Source organism: Billgrantia desiderata (assembly GCF_900108215.1).
Lineage (GTDB): Bacteria > Pseudomonadota > Gammaproteobacteria > Pseudomonadales > Halomonadaceae > Halomonas > Halomonas desiderata.
In genome coordinates, this window is the sequence record NZ_FNVC01000009.1 from 65466 (window position 1) to 84871 (window position 19406).

General features: G+C 62.7%; 19 protein-coding genes. 8 read left to right on the forward strand and 11 right to left on the reverse strand.

All coding sequences use genetic code 11. The features are described 5' to 3' along the window. Positions 1 to 67: 67 nt before the first annotated feature. Positions 68 to 982: a LysR family transcriptional regulator gene (locus C4S71_RS10285; protein ID WP_086508045.1), complete on the forward strand. Its 915-nt coding sequence runs from the start codon at positions 68 to 70 to the stop codon at positions 980 to 982. Here the strand turns inward: C4S71_RS10285 and C4S71_RS10290 are convergent. Continuing rightward, complete coding sequence (locus C4S71_RS10290) at positions 969 to 2609, reverse strand: ATP-binding protein (RefSeq protein ID WP_103969086.1); 1641 nt, start codon at positions 2607 to 2609, stop codon at positions 969 to 971. The genes C4S71_RS10285 and C4S71_RS10290 overlap by 14 nt on opposite strands. A 3-nt stretch (positions 2610 to 2612) precedes the next feature. Continuing rightward, the gene (locus C4S71_RS10295; RefSeq protein WP_103969087.1) at positions 2613 to 3326 is read right to left on the reverse strand and encodes a winged helix-turn-helix domain-containing protein; all 714 of its coding nucleotides are present in this window, start codon (positions 3324 to 3326) and stop codon (positions 2613 to 2615) included. A gap of 346 nt (positions 3327 to 3672) precedes the next feature. Between C4S71_RS10295 and C4S71_RS10300 the strand changes: the two genes are divergently transcribed. The 6 genes from C4S71_RS10300 (at position 3673) to C4S71_RS10325 (ending at position 11752) form a co-directional block, all read left to right on the forward strand. After that, positions 3673 to 6567 (forward strand): ribonucleoside-diphosphate reductase subunit alpha, encoded by a 2895-nt coding sequence (locus C4S71_RS10300; RefSeq protein WP_086508042.1) that lies wholly within the window; start codon positions 3673 to 3675, stop codon positions 6565 to 6567. Between the two features lie 187 nt (positions 6568 to 6754). Next, complete coding sequence (locus C4S71_RS10305; RefSeq protein WP_086508041.1) at positions 6755 to 7996, forward strand: ribonucleotide-diphosphate reductase subunit beta; 1242 nt, start codon at positions 6755 to 6757, stop codon at positions 7994 to 7996. 124 nt (positions 7997 to 8120) lie between these two features. After that, a complete protein-coding gene (locus C4S71_RS10310) occupies positions 8121 to 8450 on the forward strand; it encodes a hypothetical protein (RefSeq protein ID WP_086508040.1) in 330 nt (109 codons plus the stop codon). 12 nt (positions 8451 to 8462) lie between these two features. Then, a complete protein-coding gene (locus tag C4S71_RS10315) occupies positions 8463 to 8897 on the forward strand; it encodes an NUDIX hydrolase (RefSeq protein ID WP_086508039.1) in 435 nt (144 codons plus the stop codon). 57 nt (positions 8898 to 8954) lie between these two features. Beyond that, positions 8955 to 10070 (forward strand): phospholipase D-like domain-containing protein, encoded by a 1116-nt coding sequence (locus C4S71_RS10320; protein WP_086508038.1) that lies wholly within the window; start codon positions 8955 to 8957, stop codon positions 10068 to 10070. A gap of 32 nt (positions 10071 to 10102) precedes the next feature. Then, entirely contained in the window at positions 10103 to 11752 is a 1650-nt protein-coding gene (locus C4S71_RS10325; RefSeq protein ID WP_086508037.1) for an alpha/beta hydrolase, read from the forward strand. Here the strand turns inward: C4S71_RS10325 and C4S71_RS10330 are convergent. Then, entirely contained in the window at positions 11749 to 12978 is a 1230-nt protein-coding gene (locus C4S71_RS10330; RefSeq protein ID WP_086508036.1) for a cation:proton antiporter domain-containing protein, read from the reverse strand. The two genes, C4S71_RS10325 and C4S71_RS10330, sit on opposite strands and share 4 nt — an antisense overlap. 150 nt (positions 12979 to 13128) lie before the next feature. Here C4S71_RS10330 and C4S71_RS22875 point away from each other — a divergent pair, with 150 nt between their 5' ends. After that, complete coding sequence (locus C4S71_RS22875) at positions 13129 to 13251, forward strand: hypothetical protein (RefSeq protein WP_254914129.1); 123 nt, start codon at positions 13129 to 13131, stop codon at positions 13249 to 13251. Between the two features lie 27 nt (positions 13252 to 13278). Here the strand turns inward: C4S71_RS22875 and C4S71_RS10335 are convergent, their stop codons facing one another. The 8 genes from C4S71_RS10335 to fkpB all read right to left on the reverse strand — a co-directional run bounded on the left by C4S71_RS10335 (position 13279) and on the right by fkpB (position 19368). After that, positions 13279 to 14442, reverse strand: a complete 1164-nt coding sequence (locus C4S71_RS10335) for a hypothetical protein (protein WP_086508035.1) — start codon at positions 14440 to 14442, stop codon at positions 13279 to 13281. A 183-nt stretch (positions 14443 to 14625) separates the two neighbouring features. Continuing rightward, entirely contained in the window at positions 14626 to 15816 is a 1191-nt protein-coding gene (locus C4S71_RS10340) for a pilus assembly PilX family protein (RefSeq protein WP_086508034.1), read from the reverse strand. A 29-nt stretch (positions 15817 to 15845) separates the two neighbouring features. Continuing rightward, positions 15846 to 16427 carry a PilW family protein gene (locus C4S71_RS10345; RefSeq protein WP_086508033.1) on the reverse strand — a complete coding sequence of 194 codons (582 nt, stop codon included), beginning with the start codon at positions 16425 to 16427 and terminating at the stop codon, positions 15846 to 15848. Beyond that, on the reverse strand, positions 16424 to 16897 hold the full coding sequence (locus C4S71_RS10350; protein WP_086508032.1) for a type IV pilus modification PilV family protein: 474 nt from the start codon (positions 16895 to 16897) through the stop codon (positions 16424 to 16426). The genes C4S71_RS10345 and C4S71_RS10350 overlap by 4 nt, the downstream gene beginning before the upstream one ends. Continuing rightward, complete coding sequence (locus C4S71_RS10355) at positions 16839 to 17306, reverse strand: GspH/FimT family pseudopilin (protein ID WP_086508031.1); 468 nt, start codon at positions 17304 to 17306, stop codon at positions 16839 to 16841. The genes C4S71_RS10350 and C4S71_RS10355 overlap by 59 nt, the downstream gene beginning before the upstream one ends. Beyond that, positions 17269 to 17610: a type IV pilin protein gene (locus tag C4S71_RS10360; RefSeq protein WP_234278220.1), complete on the reverse strand. Its 342-nt coding sequence runs from the start codon at positions 17608 to 17610 to the stop codon at positions 17269 to 17271. The genes C4S71_RS10355 and C4S71_RS10360 overlap by 38 nt, the downstream gene beginning before the upstream one ends. Before the next feature lie 238 nt (positions 17611 to 17848). After that, positions 17849 to 18826 carry a 4-hydroxy-3-methylbut-2-enyl diphosphate reductase gene (ispH, locus tag C4S71_RS10365; RefSeq protein WP_103969089.1) on the reverse strand — a complete coding sequence of 326 codons (978 nt, stop codon included), beginning with the start codon at positions 18824 to 18826 and terminating at the stop codon, positions 17849 to 17851. 95 nt (positions 18827 to 18921) lie between these two features. Next, positions 18922 to 19368 carry an FKBP-type peptidyl-prolyl cis-trans isomerase gene (gene fkpB, locus C4S71_RS10370; protein WP_086508028.1) on the reverse strand — a complete coding sequence of 149 codons (447 nt, stop codon included), beginning with the start codon at positions 19366 to 19368 and terminating at the stop codon, positions 18922 to 18924. Positions 19369 to 19406 lie beyond the last annotated feature (38 nt).

A 19406-nucleotide genomic window follows, 5' to 3' on the forward strand; every position in this document is an offset into this window, starting at 1 on the left:
TAGAGTCTCGCTGGCACCGAAAAGTGAATCAAACTAAATATATTAACCAAGAACATGAAAGAAGCTCATGATTGAACTTCGTCATCTGCGCACGCTGATCGCGCTACGCGATGCCGGCTCACTGGTCGAGGCCGCCGAGCGGGTTCACCTGACCCAGTCTGCCCTGTCGCACCAGATCAAGGATCTCGAAGAGCGCCTGGGTACCGCCCTGTTCGTGCGCAAGACGCGCCCCGTCGAATTCACCCGGGCGGGGCAGCGGCTGCTGGTACTGGCCGAGCAGGTGCTGCCACTGGTACGCATGGCCGAGCGCGACGTGGCGCGATTGATCGGCCATGAGCCGGGTCGCCTGCACATGGCCATCGAATGCCACAGCTGTTTCCAGTGGCTGATGCCGACAATCGACCGCTTCCGCGACCACTGGCCGGAGGTGGAGATCGACATTCCCGGCGGCCACCATTTCGACCCGCTGCCGGCCCTGGCCCGCGAGCAGCTCGACCTGGTGATCACCGCCGACCCACAGCCGCTGGGCGGCGTCTACTACGAGCCGCTGTTCCGCTACGAAGGGCTGCTGGCCGTGGCGCGACAGCATCGACTGGCCGAGCGCCCCTACGTGACCCCTGCAGATCTGGCCGAGGAAACCCTGATCACCTACCCGGTGGAGCATGCCCGGCTGGACGTCTTCACCCAATTCCTCGACCCTGCCGGCGTGCGTCCTCGCGAGATCCGCACCGCCGAACTCACGGTCATGATGATGCAACTGGTGGCCAGCGGTCGCGGCGTCTGTGCGCTGCCCAACTGGGCGCTGACGGAGTACCTGGAGCGGGATTACGTGAAGGCCGTGGGCCTCGGTGAGGCAGGCATGTGGAGCACGCTTTACGCCGCCATTCGCGACGAGAGCCGCGATCAACCGTGGATGGAAGACTTCCTGCGCACGGCTCGCGAGACTTCCTTCGCCGTGCTCGAAGGCATCAAGCCGGCTTGACCGGCGGCAACCGCTCCTTGCCGGCCGGCACCCGCGGCAGCAGCAGCGAGAAGCGTGCGCCACCCAGCTCCTGGCTGTCGTCCACCACCACGCTGCCGCCGTGCCAGGCCATGATCTTCTGCACGATGGAGAGTCCTAGCCCATAGCCACCGCTGCGCCGGGTGCGGCTGTCGTCGAGCCGGGCGAAGGGCTTGAAGATCGACTGTCGCTCACCGGGCGGCACGCCGGGACCGTCGTCTTCGATATCCAACCGCACCAGGCGCGATTCCAGCGAGAGCCGCACCAGCACCCGAGACTGGGCGTGACGACAGGCGTTGGCCACCAGGTTCTGCAGCGCCCGCTGCAGGTAGCGCGGATCGGCCTGGACCTCGACCTCCGGCCCCGGGGCCAACTCGAGACGCAGATGGGCATGCAGCGGCGCCAGGGTCGCGATGACGCGCTCGGCGACGGCACGGCAGTCGACCCGAGTACGCTCCAGCGCAGTGCCGTTGACCAGGCCGCTGTCGAGGCGGGCATAGGTGAGAATCTCGTCGATGAGCTGGTCGAGCTCCTCGATATCGCTGTCGATGCCGTGCAGCTGGCGGTGCACGGCCGGGTCGTCGGTCATGTCCTCGACCATCTGCATGGCAAAGCGGATGCGTGCCACCGGCGTGCGCAGCTCGTGGGAGACCGCCCGAATCATCTCCTGCTGCGAACGCAACAGCGACTGCACCTGGGCCGCCATGGCGTTGAAGGCCATGCCGACCCGGCCGATGAAGCCGCCGCCATCGACCTTGACCCGGGTATCGAGGCGGCCGCTGGCGATGCGCCCGGCGGCCAGCTCGAGCCGCGCCAGACGCGCCTCCACGCCGCGCACGATCAGATAGATGATCGCCGCCAGCACGCCGAGCATGATCACCAGTACCAGCAGCAGCAGTGAAATGGGGGTGGGTTCCAGCGCCGAGACGGGACCGATCGACAGCCACTGCCGCGAGCCGTCGGCGGCAGGCACTGCCAGGTGAACCGTCAACGCCCAGTGGCCAGGCAGCAGACGAATCACCAGCTCACCGTCGCGCAGCCGGGAAAGCTGATGGCTGTCGAGCCCTTCGGGAGCCAGGTCCCGAAGCTGCACCGGCAGGGCATTGCTGGTCACGCCTTCAAGGCGCCGTTGGCGTGCCTCGCCGTCGACCTCGGCGAGCCAGTCGCCGAGCAGCTGCGCCAGACCGCGCAGCTGACGCTCGTTGAGCCCCGAGAGACGGGCCTCGAGAATACGCTCCTCACGCGGTAGCTGCCGATAGAGTCGCCAGCTGTCTTCGTCGTAGACCTTGACCAGCACGCGGCCCCGGTCCAGACGGCGCCGCTCGAACCAGTTCAGATCGGTATCGTCGGGCTCGCGCAGCGAGAGCCGCATGTTGAGTAGATCGGACTGCTGGGTCAGCCAGTTGCCGCGCTCTTGAGGGGGCAGCGCGGCGACTCGCCAGCTGAGCAACTGCAGCGGGGCTTCGGCCAGCTGTTCGCGATACTGTTCGACGCGCACCCGGTCGACCAGGGCCAGTCCCATCAGGGCTAGGCCGAAGGTCAGCAGCAACGCCAGCGCCAAGGCCAGATAGACACGCAGAAAGGAGCCATCGGCCAGGAACCGCTGCATGGATCAGGCGTCCTTGACGAACAGGTAGCCCTTGCTGCGAACTGTCTTGATCCGGTGCGGATGGTTGGGGTCGTCGCCGATCTTGGGCCTTATCCGCGAAACCCGCACGTCGATGGAACGATCCTGGCCATCGTACTTGATGCCGCGCAGATCACTGAAGATTTCTTCCCGCGTGAGTACCCGTCCGGCGTTACTGGCCAACAGCCACAGCAGGTCGAACTCGGCGCTGGTGAGATCGATACGCTCGCCCTCGAGCCAGGCTTCGCGAGTGGCGCTGTCGACCTCGAGATTGCCGAAGGTGAGCCGCGCATCGCCGGACTGGTCGGCATTCTCGGCGCGGCGCAGCAGCGCCCGCATACGCGCCAGCAATACCCGTGGCTGAACCGGCTTGGGCACGTAATCGTCGGCCCCCATCTCCAGACCCAGGACCTGATCCATGTCGTCGGTGCGCGCCGTCAGCATCAGGATCGGCCCGGCATAGTCCGGCCTGGCCCGGCGGCAGATCGACAATCCATCCTCTCCGGGCAGCATCAGATCGAGAATCACCAGATCCGGCTGCAACGCCTGGATCTGTTCAACGCCTCGCGAGCCCTCGGCCTCCACCGTTACCTTGAAGCCATTCGACTCCAGATAGTCCCGGGTGAGCTCCGCCAGGCGCACGTCATCCTCGATAATCAGCACGTGTTCCATGTCGCTGCTTTCCAGGTTGTCATCCATCCTAGTCATCCCCGTGCTGGGCCTCGTTGTCATTGGGACACCCTGTCCCGCCAATCACTCATCAAGGATACCCGAAATAGGCGCTTTCGCCTGCCTTTGGCGACATTTCGCGTCCTTGCAGCTTGCCAGCGAAGCATAGCCCGGACTGGACGATATCCCAAAGGATGCCCCCTGAACAGTCACAGCTCACCCACAGGTTATCCACTTGAAGACGACGAAAAAGCACACTATCTTGTGCTCTCAAGATGGAACAACACAAGATGATGTGCATTTAGCAAGTCCGCCCCTGACTGTCAATGCCTTCGTCGCCCCTGTCTCATCCCCACAAAAAAGGGATCATCGGCTCATGGAACTTCAGACCCCCGACCCGACCGACCTGTCGCTCACGGCCCCGCACACCCTGCGCGTGATCAAGCGCAACGGCGACGTGGTGCCCTTCGATGCCGGCAAGATCGCCGTGGCCATGCGCAAGGCCTTCATCGCCGTGGAGGGCGACAACGTCAGCGCCTCCTCGCGGGTTCGCGACTTCGTCGACCAGGCCAGCCAGAGCATTGCCAGCGCCTTCCTGCGCCGCATGCCCGACGGCGGCACGGTGCACATCGAGGACATTCAGGATCAGGTCGAGCTGGCACTGATGCGGGCCGGTGAGCAAAAGGTGGCCCGCGCCTACGTGCTCTATCGCGAGGAGCACGCCCGCGCCCGCGCCGCCGCCGGCGGCGACATCGAAAAGCCGCATCCCACGCTCAACGTCACCCTCGACGACGGCAGCCGGCGGCCGCTCGACCTCGGCCGCATCGAGACGCTGGTATTCGATGCCTGCGCCGAGCTCGAGAACGTCGACCCCAACCGCATCGTCGAGGCATCGCTGAAGAACCTCTACGACGGCGTTTCGGTGGACGGCGTGTCCCAGGCGCTGATGATGACCGCGCGCACCCTGGTGGAGAAAGAGCCCAACTATACCTACGTCACCGCGCGGCTGCTGCAGGACAGCCTGCGTCGCGAGGCGCTCTCCTTCCTCGGCGTGGCCGAAGAGGCGACCTTCGGCGAGATGGCCGAGCTCTACAAGCCCACCTTCCAGGCCTATGTCGCTCGCGGCATCGAGTTCGAACAGCTCGACCCCAAACTCGCCGAGTTCGATCTCGAGCGCCTCGGCGAGGCGCTGGACCACACCCGCGACAACGCCTTCACCTATCTGGGCCTGCAGACCCTCTACGACCGCTACTTCATCCACAAGGATGACGTGCGCTACGAGCTGCCCCAGGTGATGTTCATGCGCGTGGCCATGGGCCTGGCGCTGAACGAGGACGACCGCGAGGCGCGCGCCATCGAGTTCTACGAGCTGCTCTCCAGCTTCGACTACATGGCCTCGACCCCGACCCTGTTCAACTCCGGCACCATGCGCAGCCAGCTCTCCAGCTGCTACTTGACCACCGTGCCCGACGATCTCGATGCCATCTACAGCGCCATCCGCGACAACGCCCTGCTCTCCAAGTGGGCCGGAGGCCTGGGCAACGACTGGACCCCGGTGCGCGCCCTGGGCTCCTACATCAAGGGCACCAACGGCAAGAGCCAGGGCGTGGTGCCGTTCCTCAAGGTGGTCAACGACACCGCCGTGGCGGTGAACCAGGGCGGCAAGCGCAAGGGGGCGGTGTGCGCCTACCTGGAGACCTGGCACCTGGACGTCGAGGAGTTCCTCGAGCTGCGCAAGAACACCGGCGACGACCGCCGCCGTACCCACGACATGAACACCGCCAACTGGGTGCCCGACCTGTTCATGAAGCGGGTCTTCGACGACAAGGAGTGGACGCTGTTCTCGCCCGCCACCTGTCCCGACCTGCACGACCTCTACGGCGCCGCCTTCGAGCAGCGCTACGAGGAGTACGAGGCGATGACCCGCTCGGGCCAGCTCAAGCTGTTCAAGCGCGTGCGCGCCAAGGACCTGTGGCGCAAGATGCTCTCGATGCTGTTCGAGACCGGCCACCCGTGGATCACCTTCAAGGACCCGTGCAACCTGCGCAGCCCGCAGCAGCACGCCGGCGTGGTGCACTCCTCCAACCTGTGCACCGAGATCACCCTGAACACCAGCGTCGACGAGATCGCGGTGTGCAACCTGGGCTCGATCAACCTGGCGCAGCACGTGGTCGACGGCAAGCTCGACGACGCCAAGCTCAAAAAGACCGTGCGTACCGCCGTGCGCATGCTCGACAACGTCATCGACATCAACTACTACGCGGTGCCCCAGGCGCGGAACTCCAACCTCAAGCATCGCCCGGTGGGGCTCGGCATCATGGGCTTCCAGGATGCCCTCTACGCCCAGGACATCGCCTACGCCTCCGAGGCGGCAGTGGAGTTCGCCGACCGCTCCATGGAGCTGGTCAGCTATCACGCCATCGAGGCGTCCAGCGACCTGGCCGCCGAGCGTGGCCGCTACGAGAGCTTCGAGGGCTCGCTGTGGAGCCAGGGCATTCTGCCCATCGACTCCATCGACAAGCTGGTGACGGAGCGCGGCGAGAAGTACATCGAGGTGGACACCAGCGCCACCCAGGACTGGGACCGCATCCGCAAGAAGATCGCCGAGCAGGGCATGCGCAACTCCAACGTGATGGCCATCGCCCCTACCGCGACGATCTCCAACATCTGCGGCGTGTCGCAGTCGATCGAGCCCACGTATCAGAACCTCTACGTGAAGTCGAACCTCTCCGGCGAGTTCACCGTGGTCAACGCCTACCTGGTGCACGACCTCAAGGCGCGCGGCCTGTGGGACGAGGTGATGATCAACGACCTCAAGTACTACGACGGCTCGGCCCAGCCCATCGAGCGCATCCCGGAGGACCTCAAGGCCAAGTACGCCACCGCCTTCGAGGTGGAACCGAAGTGGCTGGTGGAAGCCGCCTCACGGCGCCAGAAGTGGATCGACCAGGCCCAGTCGCTGAACCTCTACATCAAGGGCGTTTCCGGCAAGAAGCTCGACGTGACCTACCGCATGGCGTGGTTCCGCGGCCTCAAGACCACCTACTACCTGCGCGCCCTGGGCGCCACCTCGGTGGAGAAGTCCACCGTGGACCGCGGCAATCTCAACGCGGTGAGCAACCAGGCGCCCCCGGTGGCCCCGGCAGCTTCCGCGACACCGGCCAGCGAGCCGCGCGGGGTGGAGGACTTCCTCACCGGCAAGGCGGGCAGCGGCTCTCGAGCGCCCAGTGCTGCGGAAATAGACGACCTGGGCTGCGAGGCCTGCCAGTAGGTTAACAAGCTGGCTGCGCTCGGCCATACGGCGTTGGAAATTGGTTCGGAATGCTCATTTACAAACACGTAAACTCCGCTTCCTTACCAATTTCCGCCTTGTCTGGCCATCGCTCGCTCAGCTTCATCCGCAACGAGATTATTCCTGATCCGAACGATATCGGATCGAGCCAAATAAAGGTGAAGCCATGCTGAACTGGGACGAGTTCCACGAGGACGAAACCACCGTCGCCGAGCAGCCGGCCAAGGCCGCGCCGGCGCCTGCCGCCAAGCCACAGCCCGCACCGGCCGACGAGGTCAAGGAGTCCGGCGGCAACTACCGGGTGGCCGACAGCGACCGCCTGGCACGGGCACGCAAGTCATTGGAAGAGCTCGACGTGGCCGCCGGTCTCGAGGAGCTGGAGATGGGCGCGGCACGCATTCAGGTCGACGACAAGCAGATGATCAACGCTCGCGCCGACCTCAACCAGCTCGTGCCCTTCAAGTACGAGTGGGCGTGGCAGAAATACCTGGACGGCAGCGCCAACCACTGGATGCCCCAGGAAGTGAACATGAACGCCGATATCGCCCTGTGGAAGAGCCAGGACGGCCTGACACCGGACGAGCGGCGCATCGTCGAGCGCAGCCTGGGCTACTTCTCCACCGCCGACTCGCTGGTGGCCAACAACCTGGTGCTGGCACTCTATCGCCTGATCACCAACCCCGAGTGCCGCCAGTACCTGCTGCGCCAGGCCTTCGAGGAGGCGATCCACACCCACGCCTACCAGTACTGCGTGGAGTCGCTGGGCATGGATGAAGGCGAGGTCTTCAACATGTACCGCGAGGTGCCGTCGGTGGCCGCCAAGTCGGCCTGGAGCCTCAAGCACACCCAGTCGCTGGCGCGCCCGGACTTCAATACCGGCACACCGGAGACCGACCAGGAGCTGCTGCGTAACCTGGTGGCCTTCTACTGCGTGACCGAAGGCATCTTCTTCTACTGCGGCTTCAGCCAGATCCTCTCCATGGGTCGGCGCAACAAGATGACCGGCGTTGCAGAGCAGTTCCAGTACATCCTGCGCGACGAGTCGATGCACCTGAACTTCGGGGTCGACATGATCAACCAGATCAAGATCGAGAACCCGCACCTGTGGACGCCCGAGTTCCAGGACGAAGTGACCCAGATGATCCTCGAGGGCACCGAGCTCGAGATCGCCTACGCCCGCGACACCATGCCCCGCGGCGTGCTGGGCATGAACGCGGCGATCATGGAGGAGTACCTGCACTTCATCTGCAACCGCCGCCTGGCCCAGATCGGCCTGAAGGAGCAATTCCCAGGGGCGCAGAACCCCTTCCCGTGGATGAGCGAGATCATCGACCTGCGCAAGGAGAAGAACTTCTTCGAGACCCGCGTCACCGAGTATCAGGTGGGCGGTGCGCTGAGCTGGGATTGAGCCCCACTCGTTCTCACGCCCCACTCGCTGACGAGTGGGGCGCTTAACCAAGCAGGACCCAGGAGCCACCGGCCTTTATGTAGCCAACCAAGACCCACTATCGATTCCAAGTGAGGTAAATGTCATGGCAAGTCACTCTCTGCAAGACCATGCACTGCCCACCGCAGCTCAGCTCCCGCTCGACGCCAGCGCCTGGCAATCGGCCCTCGACCAGGCACTGACCGCCCACGGCGGCCCCAACGCCCTGGCCCTCTACCCCCACGTGGCCTTCGCCTTTCCCTCGTCATCGCCCAACCCCTATACCCGCGAGTATCCGCTGCTCGACTACCACGAGCTCAAGGAGTGGGCGAATTCACGTGGCTGGCGGGTGCGCCCGGCGCCCGAGCGGGCGCCCGCAGGAGAGAAGTACAGCCCACCGGTGCGCTTCACGCGCCTGCCCAGTCGTTATCATTGAGGAATGACGAGCATGAACCAGGCTAACCCGTTCATTCTGCATATTGCCGCTGCACTGATCCTCGATGTCGAAGGGCGTCTGCTGCTGGTACGCAAGCGTGGTACCGAGCGTTTCATGCAAGCAGGTGGCAAGCTTGAGCCCGGCGAGCCTGCTGAGGCAGCACTGCGCAGAGAGCTACATGAGGAACTCGGCCAGAAGCCAACCGAATTGCACTGCCTGGGTGAGTGCACCGCGCCTGCTGCCAACGAGCCGGGGTATCTGGTTCATGCTCATCTGTTCCTTGCCAAGCTGCCGTCTCCTGTAGCGGCAGCCGCGGAGATTGCCGAGTTGCGTTGGGTGACTCTGGAGCAAGCATACCGCCTGCCTCTTGCAGCGCTGACACGCGACCACGTATTGCCTTTGGCCAGACGTCTCATCTATCGCCCGACTCATCTCTCATTGTCGTGATCGGCTTATCCCCCTACCCTCGGGACAAGGAGCATGGTAACGGCAAGGAGAGCCGCAATGGAGCCCACCTGGAAGCAGGGCAACCGTATCACCCTGATACCCGACAGCGAGCGCTTCATCCCCGAGCTGCTGGGGGCCATCGACAAGGCCGAGGAGTCGGTTTGGTTCGAGCAGTACCTGATCGAGTCCGGCCGAGTGACGCGCCGTTTCTTCGATGCCATGGAGCGCGCCGCGCAGCGTGGCGTCGCGGTGCATGTGGTGCTCGACAGTTTCGGCGCGGTGAGCCTCGGGCAGCGTGACCGTGAGCGGCTCTCCTCGGCAGGCGTGGCCCTGCGCCACTACAACCCCTTCATGATGCGGCGCCTGCGGCGCAATCTGAATCGCAACCATCGCAAGCTGCTGCTGGTCGATCGCCGTGTCGCCTATACCGGCGGTTACTGCCTCACCGACGACTACCTGGGCGACTGGTTCGACGTGGTGGTGCGTGCCGAGGGCCCGGTGGTGGAAGATTGGATCCGGCTCTTCGCCGATCTGTGGGAATCCTCCCGTACCCGGGGCGACAAGGGCGCCATCGACCGGGAGCGCCCCGCCGCCTCCGCTTCCGCTCGGGAATGGGAGATGCCGGCCCGCCTGGTGCACAACGAGGGGCCGAGCGACATGTCGATTCGCCATTCGCTGCATCAACGCATGGGCACGGCCAGGCAACGGCTGTGGATGTACACCCCCTATTTCCTGCCGTCACGGCAGCTGCGCAAGCTGATCGGCGACATCGCCCGACGCGGCGTGGACGTGCGCCTGCTGGTGGCCGGCAAGGGGCACGACCACCCCAGCGTGCGCTATGCCGGCCAGCGCCACTTCGGCGAGCTACTGGACGCCGGCATTCATATCTACGAGTATCAACCTCGCTTCACCCACGCCAAGTTCTGCCTCGTCGACGACTGGGTTACCGTGGGCTCGTGCAATTTCGATCACTGGAGTCTGCATTGGAATCTCGAAGCCAACGTGGAAGTGGAGCATCCCGGCTTCGCCGCCGAGCTGACCGAACTGTTCGAAAGCCATATGGGCGACAGCAAGCCGGTACGCCTGGCAGAGTGGTCCCAGCGTTCCAGTGCGCAGCGCTATCGCGAGCGCTTCGCCGCCCTCATCAGCACCTGGCTGGCAGGGTTGCGTTAAGATTTGCCCATTTTTCTCAATAGATGATGCCCATGCACCCGAGAATCCGCAGCGCTCTCAGGCACTTTTCCACGGCCGGCCTTCTGCTCGGCACGCTGCTGTTCGCCTTTTCGCTCACTCCCAGCCTGCTGCCACGGCCCACCTACGCCCAGGGCATCGTCTCGGGGCTCTCCTTTTCGGCTGGCTATGCGCTGGGCTTCATCGCCCACTGGCTGTGGGACTATCTGCAGCTGCCGCGCCCCCGCTCGCGTATCGAGCGGGTCATCAAGCTGACGGCGGCCGGCCTCTGTACGCTCATCGCCGTGGCCTTCCTGTGGCAGGCCTCGGCCTGGCAGAACCGCATCCGCGACCTGATGGGACTGGAGGAGGTCAGCGGCATCCGCCCGATCAGCATCGCCGTGATCGCCCTGCTGCTCTTCGTGCTGCTGTGGCTGCTGGTCAAGCTGTTCCGGCTGACCTTTCGCTTTCTCGCCCACAAGATGCGCCGCTTCGTGCCGCATCGGATCTCGAACCTGCTGGGCGTGATCGCCGCCGCGGCGCTGTTCTGGTCGGTCATCGACGGGGTCATCTTCACCCTGGCCCTGCGCGCCGCCGACAACTCCTTTCAGCAGATCGACGAGCTGATATTGGATGACCTGCCACCGCCCACCGATCCGATGAAGACCGGCAGCGAGCACTCCTTGATCAGTTGGGAAGCGCTCGGCGGACGCGGCAGGCGTTTCGTGACCCAGGGCCCTTCTGCCGACGACATAGGTGCCTTCCTGGACGCAGAGGCCGTGGCCATGGATCCGGTGCGGGTCTATGTGGGCCTGAGTGCAGCGGATACGCCCGCGGAGCGCGCCCAGCTGGCACTGCAGGAACTCCAGCGGGTCGGCGCCTTCGAGCGCTCGGTGATGGTGCTGGCCACCCCCACCGGAAGAGGCTGGGTCGATCCGGCGGCACTGAACACGGTGGAGTATCTACACCGCGGCGACATCGCCACGGCCACCATGCAGTACTCCTACCTGCCCAGCCATCTGGCGCTGCTGGTCGAAGGGGATTACGGCGCCGAAAACGCCCGCGCCCTGTTCACCACCGTCTATGAATACTGGAGCGGACTGCCCGAAGACGAGCGCCCCCGGCTCTATCTGCACGGCCTCAGCCTCGGCTCGCTCAACTCGGATCTGTCGTTCGACTTCTACGACATCATCGACGACCCCTTCCACGGTGCCTTGTGGAGCGGGCCACCCTTCCGCAGCGACACCTGGCGCACGGTTACCCGGGAACGCGATGGCGGCTCGCCCTCGTGGCTGCCCACCTTCCGCGACGGTGCCGTGGTGCGCTTCATGAATCAGTACCAGGGACTGGACGCCGCGAATGGCGACTGGGGCGATTTCCGCATCGCCTACCTGCAGTACGGCAGCGACCCGATCACCTTCTTCGAGCCGCGCATTCTCTATCGCGAGCCGGAGTGGCTGCGCGAACCACGAGCCCCCGACGTGCTGCCCGAACTGCGCTGGTACCCGGTGGTGACCATGCTGCAGCTGCTCGGCGACCTGGCCGTGGGTCGCGCACCGCCCGGCTACGGGCACACCATCGCCGCCGAGCACTACTTCGATGCCTGGGTGGCACTCACCGAGCCGAACGGGTGGAGCGAAGCAGAGCTGGAGCGGCTGAGAGAACACTTCCGCGAAGTGCGTTAACCCTTGCCACGCCGCCAGCGCCCATAGCGATAGGCCAGCGGCGCCGCGGTCATGCCGTGGGCGAGCATGGACGCCACCACGATCAGGGTGCCCACCGTCCAGGCCAGGTCGTAGCCGGTTCGACTCGATATGAAGGTGGCGTAGTAGAGCGCCGATACCCCGATGGGGCCGAACCAGCCCATGATCAGGGTGATCGGCAGGTCGCGCATCGCAGGCAGCCAGGGTTTGAGCAATAGCATCGCCGGCAGACGGCGCAGCAGCAGTATCAGCAGTGCCAACAACACCCCCTGCGGGCCCAGCGCCCGCCACTCGGCCCATGGAGCGATCAAGCCGAACAGCACGAAGATCGGCATGGTCAGCAGAATGTTGACCGCTTCCTGCACGTTGTCCTCTTCACTGCGCTCCTTGCCCCCCACTTCCTGATCGAAGGCCAGACCCGCCGCAAAGACCCCGAGAATGCTGTTGGTGCCCAGCAGCTCACCCAAGCCCAGCACCAGCAGCGTCAAGGCCAGGGTGATCGAAAGAAAGGAGGGCTGATCGAGATAGCCGCGCTCCTCCGACCACTGCAGTGCCCGTCCTGTCGCCCAACCGAGAGCCACCCCGATCAATATCCCACCGCCGACCTCCCACAGCCAGATCGTGACGAACCAGTCGAACCAGGCATCGCCTGCGGGCAGGGTCAGCAGCAGCACCGGCAGCAGCACCAGCGGATATGCCAAGCCATCGTTGGCGCCGGATTCGCTGGAAAGCAGATGGCGGAAGCTCTCGGGCAGGTTCTCCTTGGCCACACCGCCGGTCACGATCGAAGAGGCCACCACCGGATCCGTGGCGCAGATGGCCCCGCCCACCAGCAGCGCCATGAGCAGCGGCCAGCCCATGACCCAATGGGTGAGCAGCGAGCTGATCAAAAACATGGCCGGCATGCCCGCGGCCAGAAGCACCAGCAGCGAACGCCAGTGTACGAAGGGATAGCTGGGCGGCAGGCGCAGCGCGATGCCCATCAGGCTGATGCCCAGCGTCAGGCGAGCCGTCTGCTCGAGCATCTGCTTACCATCGCCCCACGCCATCGGATCGAGCACGTTCAATCCGTGGGGGCCCAGCGCCACACCGAAGAGGAAGGCGAACAGCGGGGCGGAAAGCCAGGAGCGATCCAGCGGGCTCGACAGCAGGCCCACGACCAGTACCAGCCCTCCCACGACGGCGAGAGCGACGTTCAGCTGCTCCATGCCAACTCCTTCGGCTCCTTGCCCGGCTACTCATAACCTAGGCAACCGTGCCCCAGACGTAAACCGAGCAGCCGACCACGGCCGCTATTGCGCGACACGCCCGACCTGCCCTAAAGTAGTTTCATCATCAACTAAACGGGAGGCAGCAGGATGGACGACAAGTCACGCAAGAGCGTCATCAGACGCATCTACGTTCCCACTCACGTGCGTCGTCTTCCCGATGGCGAAAAGGTGACCGTGCCGGGTCACTACCGCAAGCCCAACGGGCAATGATCTCCAGGGCCTCTCGACGAGGCCCTCTCACTGCCAGGCAACGATACGCGGCTCCGCCTCGATATACGCATCGCGGTTGGTCACGTTGTTGATGCTGGTGAAGACGATGCCGCCGCTGCTCTGAATGAAGCTCCCCGCCACGATGGAGCCGTAGAGCCTCGAAGTCCCGCTCTGGCGCACGTGACCACCGGCCCAGAACACCCCGTAGTTGTCGGTCCTGCCCGAAAACTCGATATTGCCTCCCGCGACCACGAACAGGCCGATCTCTGCCCGTTCGGGCGGTGACGTCGTCGTGGAACCGCTCATGGAAACGCTGCCGGTAGCCACCAGGGTGATCTGCCGGCCTTCCACGCTGCCGCTCCCCACGGAGAGGTTGCCCTCGCAGAACACCGTGGTGCCGCTGGCCAGCGCATTGAGATTGACGTTGCAGCTGCGAACCACGCCGGGCCGGTTGCGGTACTCGTCGAAGATGGCGGGCTCGTAGCGCTTGTAACAGTGGGTCGGTGGATCGCCGCGGGTGCAGTCGGCCAGGCTTTCGTGGGGCGGGCGCTCCCCCGGCAGCGGCACCTCTACCATCCTATCGGCCCCCGAAGTGATGTAAGCCCTCTGCGCCTCGGGCACGCTGATGCTGACGATGCTGTTGGCATGCACGACGTTGGGGTCGATACTGCCGTCGGCCCGCCGTGCCGGCGTCAGCGAGGAATTGCCTGTCACGGTGATATACCCTGCACTCAACAGGCCCCGGGTAAAGGCCGGGTCGGGAATTTCTCTGAACTCCACTCGCGCGACCACGGGCATGCTACTGGCCACGGTGTGGTCACCCTCCCGAATTGCCCCCATGGCGACGATGAAGTACTGACCGCCGACTCTCACGTAGCGAAAGGGGCAGCGCAGGTTGCCGCGGCAAGGCCCGGCGCGGCTGCCGGGATAGAACGACGCCCAGCCCTGGGCCGTCACTGCTTCCAGAGCGGCGATGGTGACGAAATCGCCCGCAGTGAGGTGTTCGCCGCCCTCGCCCCAGGCGTAGGAAACGGCCTCCTCGGCGCCCATCTGAGCCAGACTGGCAGCACGATGGTTGCCGGCAAGGCGCTCGTTCACGAGAGCGGACTGGTAGCCCGACAGGCCCAGCATCAAGGTAATGGAGAGTAGCGACAGAACGATGATGAGCGCGGCACCGTGCTGCTGGTGCATGCATGCCTCCCTGGCAAGGACATCGGACATAGCCTCCGGGTGCCTATCCTGGCTTCCGGACTGTCAACTTTCCTAGCCCTTGTCAGGGTAGATGGAATTCAGCATATCGACAAATTAACCAGTCCCGCATAAAACCACACTCGAAACCTTCACAATATCAATCGACATCCCCCTTTGGCATAGTTAAAAACCACCGCCCCACGAGAGAACTTTAATCTCAGAAACAACTCCCTGAGCTTCATTGAAAAAATCGCAAGCGCCCCCCATCACCAAACAAGCATTATCAATTGACCTAAAATCGTAGTTATAGAGCGCATTGCCGCCACCAGAAAAAGAAATATTAGCACCTGGTTGAGAAAAAGAATACTCCCCCTCACCGACTTCAAATGCCCCATTAACATTGCTTATATTATCGTAAAACACCTCTCCATTAGAGGAGTTTACTTTTGAATAAGGAGAGATCAATATCGAACCATTAAACTCCCCTTGACCTCCCCCACCACCACTAACCTTATAGCCCCCCAACACAATAATAATCCCATCAAAGGAAGGAGTGCCCGAAAAATCAACATCACCGTTAACAACAAGAACACCGCTTCCAGAGAAGTTTCCAGAAGATGTAAAATCTCCATTAACGAAAGTTAACCTGGCATCCTCAACCTCTCCGGTCTTAGCTCCAAAGTCTATTGTATCGCCAGGAGAAAAAACTCGACTCTCTTTAACGGCCACCCCCCACAAAGCACTCATAAACCGATGAAATTCATTAGCGTCTTTAAGAAGATCCACTCCAATCTCATCAGATATACCACCTTTATAATTAGATATTCTATTCTTGCTAATATTATCTTCTATAAAACCTTTGTAACCTGCTGTGGAAATGGCAGGACTGGTGACACCTAAAACCGTTTCCCCTTCTACTCCAAAGGAATTTGAATTAGGTGAATCGAAAGAATTTATATGCCCTGGCAAAGTAATCGGTGACAAGCTTAGCAAGCCGCCCAACTTATGGTAAAAAACTTCAACATTTCTTTCTGAAATGATATCTTGACCAGCCAGCGTATATCCATCACTTATAAGGCGAAAAAGATTACCAGACCCCATTTGGCATATTGTATATTGGTATTGGACATGAGCACTTAGCGTGGCAGTTACCACTGACTCAACGCCGCAAACTGGCGCGCTGAAACGATTCTCACTTTGCAAAGCCGTTGATGCGCCATACTCCGCAGCCATCATCGCCAGAGAGCTTGACCGATAGTTACCAGCAAGGCGCTCATCGATCTGCGACGACTGCATGCCGGAAATTCCCAGCATGAGCGACATCGCCAGCAGCGAGAGAACCACCACCAGTGCTGCACCTCGTTGCTTTTTCATACTTCCCCCGCGCCCGTGCAGGCATTTTTTTATTCTATGGCCTGGTTTCGATTGACGGCGTTGAACGTGAACGAATCCGTCTCGCCATTCCGCCCCGCCATCAGTTGGAAGCTGATCTCCCAGACGCCATCATCGATCTCTTCGGCAAAGAAGCCGTCTTCGTTGAAGGAGGTCACCAACGGCTCGAATGCAGCATTGGACGGGGCGCTCTCGCAATCCTGCCCCATATTGAGGGACCAGCCTTCGTTGGCACTGATTGCCGCCTGACTGAGGCGGTAGACGCGAACCACCGTTCCACTACAGCTTGCCATATCGCCATTGTTAGGAAACCGGACCGTCAGTTCGTTGCTGCTGGGATCATAAAGGGTGTCATCCGCCCTGCGAATATCGCGAATCAACGTTTCCGTGGCAAAGGTCAGTGCTGCCTGCTTGTTGCTCAGCAGCTCGATCTGGCGAAAGGTCTGGAAGCCCATGAGAAACAGCTGCCCGGCCCCCAGGATGATGATCAGCCCGATCACCAGCGCCACCATCAGCTCGACCAGGGTGAAGCCCGTCTGACGACGCGCCTCCCTTTTACCAGCGGCTATTGGCCGTTTCAGGGTTCTGGTCATAGTTCTGGCAACCGGAACTGGTAAACGAAGGCATCCCCGCTTTCGCCGATGGAGTAGCGTTCCTCCAGCCACTCTAGCGACACGGTGTATTCACAGGCCGAGGAGCCGTTGGTGAGGCTGCTTCCGTCGTTGAGCAGAACTCGCCCCGTGCCGAACCATTGACCCAACCAGTCCCCCTGAATGTCGCCAGCTGCCGGACAGGCACCGTTGCTTGCCAGTCCCGCCCATGCCCGTTCTTGAGCGTCGATGGCGGCCAGGCTCACCACCGCCCGCTGATAGCCCATATGGGCACTCTGCAAGGCTCTGAGCTGCATCGCCGCCACCCCCAACAGGCCGATAGACAATACCAGCAAGGCGATAAGTGCCTCGACAAGAGTGAAACCGGTCTGCTGCGTTCTAGTCCTCACGGCTTCAGCCTCGCCCGATGCGGCCAAAGGAATTGACCAGGATGTCGCGACTTCCAGCAGCATGCGTGAGAGTTATGGTGCATCCGCCGCTGCAACTAGGCGCCCTCCCCAGGCTATTGAAAACGATACTTGTAGAGCCAGATACAGATAATGTTCCGCCTGTGCCACTTCTTATTCTCAACGTATCTGAGCCAACCGATATTTCGTAAGCCCACGGTGTCGGAGACGTAATTTCAAACTCAACGCTTTCACGCCGCTTTATCGCCTCACTTCTGGCAAGATTGAGCCCTGATAAAATCTCGTTGTAATCGCTGGCAAGGCGATTGCTGGCCATCATGCCCTGGAAGCCCGGTACGGCAATCGTCGCGACGATGGCTATCACCGCGATTGTTACCAACAGCTCAATCAGCGTGAAACCAAATTGAGTCTTGGCCTCACTGTCCCCAACACGCACCCGGCCCACGAGTCCCATTGCTTTCTACCCATAAAGTTTCACAGCCGGCCCTAACATTCCGTGTCGGGCTTTTGGCTTCAAGTCGGTAAGACGAACCATTAACAGTAAGCTCTATCGTGCCGTAAACCCCATCAGGAGACTCGGTCGTCTGTAAGCACCCGCTGGCAGGGTAGGTATTCGACACGGTATAACACCGCTCCATTTCGGAGGCAGCTTGCATCAGTCCCGTTTGACCGTCGCTGACTCTCGCCCTTTCGACATAGCCCCGATAGCTGGGCACCGCAATCGAGGCCAGAATGGCAATCACGGCCACCGCGATCATCAGTTCGATCAGGGTGAAGCCGCGCTGCGCCCTGAGCGGGACATGCCGTCGAGCGTGGCTGGCGTAGCAAGTCACTCGGCGCTCCTCCGCGTTCGGTTACACTTGGTTTCAGTATGTATCATGACAACGCCACCTGCTAGGCGTGTCATGAAAAAAGCCGGGCCAAGCCCGGCTAGGTCGCCTCGTGCAGCATGAGCCAGCTCATGTGCCGGGGTTGAGATCCTTGCATCGCGCCTGCTCAGGATAGTGAATCGCTGGCGATCACGCGCTCACGCAGCTCGCGCGGCATCGAGAAGGTGATGGTTTCCTCACGGCCGGCCAGTTCTTCCGGCGCTTGAGCCCCCATTCCCTGCAGCCGCTCGATCACGCCCTTGACCAGCACTTCCGGCGCGCTGGCCCCGGCGGTGATACCGATGGCGTTGACGCCCTGCAGCCAGGCCGGGTCGATCTGGCTGGCGTCGTCGATCAGATAGGCCGGCGTGCCGACCCGCTCGGCCAGCTCGCGCAGGCGGTTTGAGTTGGAGCTGTTGGGGCTGCCCACCACCAGCAGCAGCTCGCAGCCGGCGGCAAGCTCGCGCACCGCATCCTGCCGGTTCTGGGTGGCGTAGCAGATGTCGTCCTTGCGCGGCCCCTGAATCTCGGGAAACTTGGCGCGCAGGGCGTCGATCACCCGCGCGGTGTCGTCCATGGAGAGCGTGGTCTGGGTGACGAAGGCAAGCCGCGCGGGGTCCTTCACCTCGAGGCGCGCGACGTCTTCCTCGTCCTCAACCAGGTAGATGGCCCCGCCGTGGGCGGTATCGTAGCGCCCCATGGTGCCTTCGACTTCGGGATGCCCGGCATGACCGATCAGAATGCACTCCTGGCCCCGCTTGGCGTAGCGCAGCACCTCCATGTGCACCTTGGTGACCAGCGGGCAGGTGGCGTCGAACACCTTGAGACCGCGCCGCTCGGCATCCTCCTGCACCGCCCGGGAAACGCCGTGGGCGGAGAAGATCACGATGACGTCGTCGGGCACCTCGTCGAGCTCCTCGACGAAGACGGCGCCGCGTTCGCGCAGGGTGTCGACCACGAAGCGGTTGTGCACCACCTCGTGGCGTACGTAGATGGGCGGGCCGAAGACGTCCAGCGCACGATTGACGATCTCGATGGCGCGATCGACGCCGGCACAGAAGCCGCGGGGATTGGCCAGTCGGATTCGCACGGGATTAGCTTGCATGGTTACGTCGCCTTGATGCGTCGGGGGCATCCGAAAATGTATTCAAGTCAGGGCTGTCTCGGAGCCCTTCCGGCAGTCGATCCTCGAGCTAACGATCAGTGTGTCTGCGCGGGCCTGACATCCAACACTTCGACCTCGAAGGTCAGGGTACGCCCGGCCAGCGGATGGTTGAAGTCCACTTCCACGTTGCGCTCGTCGGCAGCGATGATCACGCCGGGCAGTTCACCGCCGGCGGGGTCGGCAAACGACATCACCGTGCCCACCTCGGGCTCGATCTCCTCGAAGTCGTCGCGGCTGAGCATCTGCACGTTCTGCGGATTGCGCTGACCGAAACCATGCTCGGGAGCAATCTCGAAGCTGCCGCTCTCGCCCCCTACCAATCCTTTCAGTGGGCGTTCGAACCCCGGCGGCAGGTTGCCGTCGCCCACCTGGAAGGTGGCCGGCTGCTTGTCACGGGTGGAGTCGACCACGGTGCCGTCCTCCAGCTTGAGGGTGAAGTGCAGCGTCACTTCCATGCCCTCGTCGATGCGAAATTCGCTCATCGTTGCTCTCGCTCAGTCGGTCGTACGCGTTCGCTCGT

Excerpts from the sequence above, each read along its gene's own strand:
- C4S71_RS10325 (WP_086508037.1), top strand. The coding sequence starts at position 10,103 with ATGCACCCGAGAATCCGCAGCGCTCTCAGGCACTTTTCCACGGCCGGC.
- C4S71_RS10335 (WP_086508035.1), bottom strand. The coding sequence starts at position 14,442 with ATGCACCAGCAGCACGGTGCCGCGCTCATCATCGTTCTGTCGCTACTC.
- C4S71_RS22875 (WP_254914129.1), top strand. The coding sequence starts at position 13,129 with ATGGACGACAAGTCACGCAAGAGCGTCATCAGACGCATCTACGTTCCC.
- C4S71_RS10310 (WP_086508040.1), top strand. The coding sequence starts at position 8,121 with ATGGCAAGTCACTCTCTGCAAGACCATGCACTGCCCACCGCAGCTCAG.
- C4S71_RS10360 (WP_234278220.1), bottom strand. The coding sequence starts at position 17,610 with ATGATCGCGGTGGCCGTGATTGCCATTCTGGCCTCGATTGCGGTGCCC.
- C4S71_RS10355 (WP_086508031.1), bottom strand. The coding sequence starts at position 17,306 with ATGGGACTCGTGGGCCGGGTGCGTGTTGGGGACAGTGAGGCCAAGACT.
- C4S71_RS10290 (WP_103969086.1), bottom strand. The coding sequence starts at position 2,609 with ATGCAGCGGTTCCTGGCCGATGGCTCCTTTCTGCGTGTCTATCTGGCC.
- fkpB (WP_086508028.1), bottom strand. The coding sequence starts at position 19,368 with ATGAGCGAATTTCGCATCGACGAGGGCATGGAAGTGACGCTGCACTTC.
- C4S71_RS10315 (WP_086508039.1), top strand. The coding sequence starts at position 8,463 with ATGAACCAGGCTAACCCGTTCATTCTGCATATTGCCGCTGCACTGATC.
- C4S71_RS10285 (WP_086508045.1), top strand. The coding sequence starts at position 68 with ATGATTGAACTTCGTCATCTGCGCACGCTGATCGCGCTACGCGATGCC.
- C4S71_RS10345 (WP_086508033.1), bottom strand. The coding sequence starts at position 16,427 with ATGACCAGAACCCTGAAACGGCCAATAGCCGCTGGTAAAAGGGAGGCG.
- C4S71_RS10295 (WP_103969087.1), bottom strand. The coding sequence starts at position 3,326 with ATGGATGACAACCTGGAAAGCAGCGACATGGAACACGTGCTGATTATC.
- C4S71_RS10300 (WP_086508042.1), top strand. The coding sequence starts at position 3,673 with ATGGAACTTCAGACCCCCGACCCGACCGACCTGTCGCTCACGGCCCCG.
- C4S71_RS10330 (WP_086508036.1), bottom strand. The coding sequence starts at position 12,978 with ATGGAGCAGCTGAACGTCGCTCTCGCCGTCGTGGGAGGGCTGGTACTG.
- C4S71_RS10320 (WP_086508038.1), top strand. The coding sequence starts at position 8,955 with ATGGAGCCCACCTGGAAGCAGGGCAACCGTATCACCCTGATACCCGAC.
- ispH (WP_103969089.1), bottom strand. The coding sequence starts at position 18,826 with ATGCAAGCTAATCCCGTGCGAATCCGACTGGCCAATCCCCGCGGCTTC.
- C4S71_RS10350 (WP_086508032.1), bottom strand. The coding sequence starts at position 16,897 with ATGCTGCTGGAAGTCGCGACATCCTGGTCAATTCCTTTGGCCGCATCG.
- C4S71_RS10340 (WP_086508034.1), bottom strand. The coding sequence starts at position 15,816 with ATGAAAAAGCAACGAGGTGCAGCACTGGTGGTGGTTCTCTCGCTGCTG.
- C4S71_RS10305 (WP_086508041.1), top strand. The coding sequence starts at position 6,755 with ATGCTGAACTGGGACGAGTTCCACGAGGACGAAACCACCGTCGCCGAG.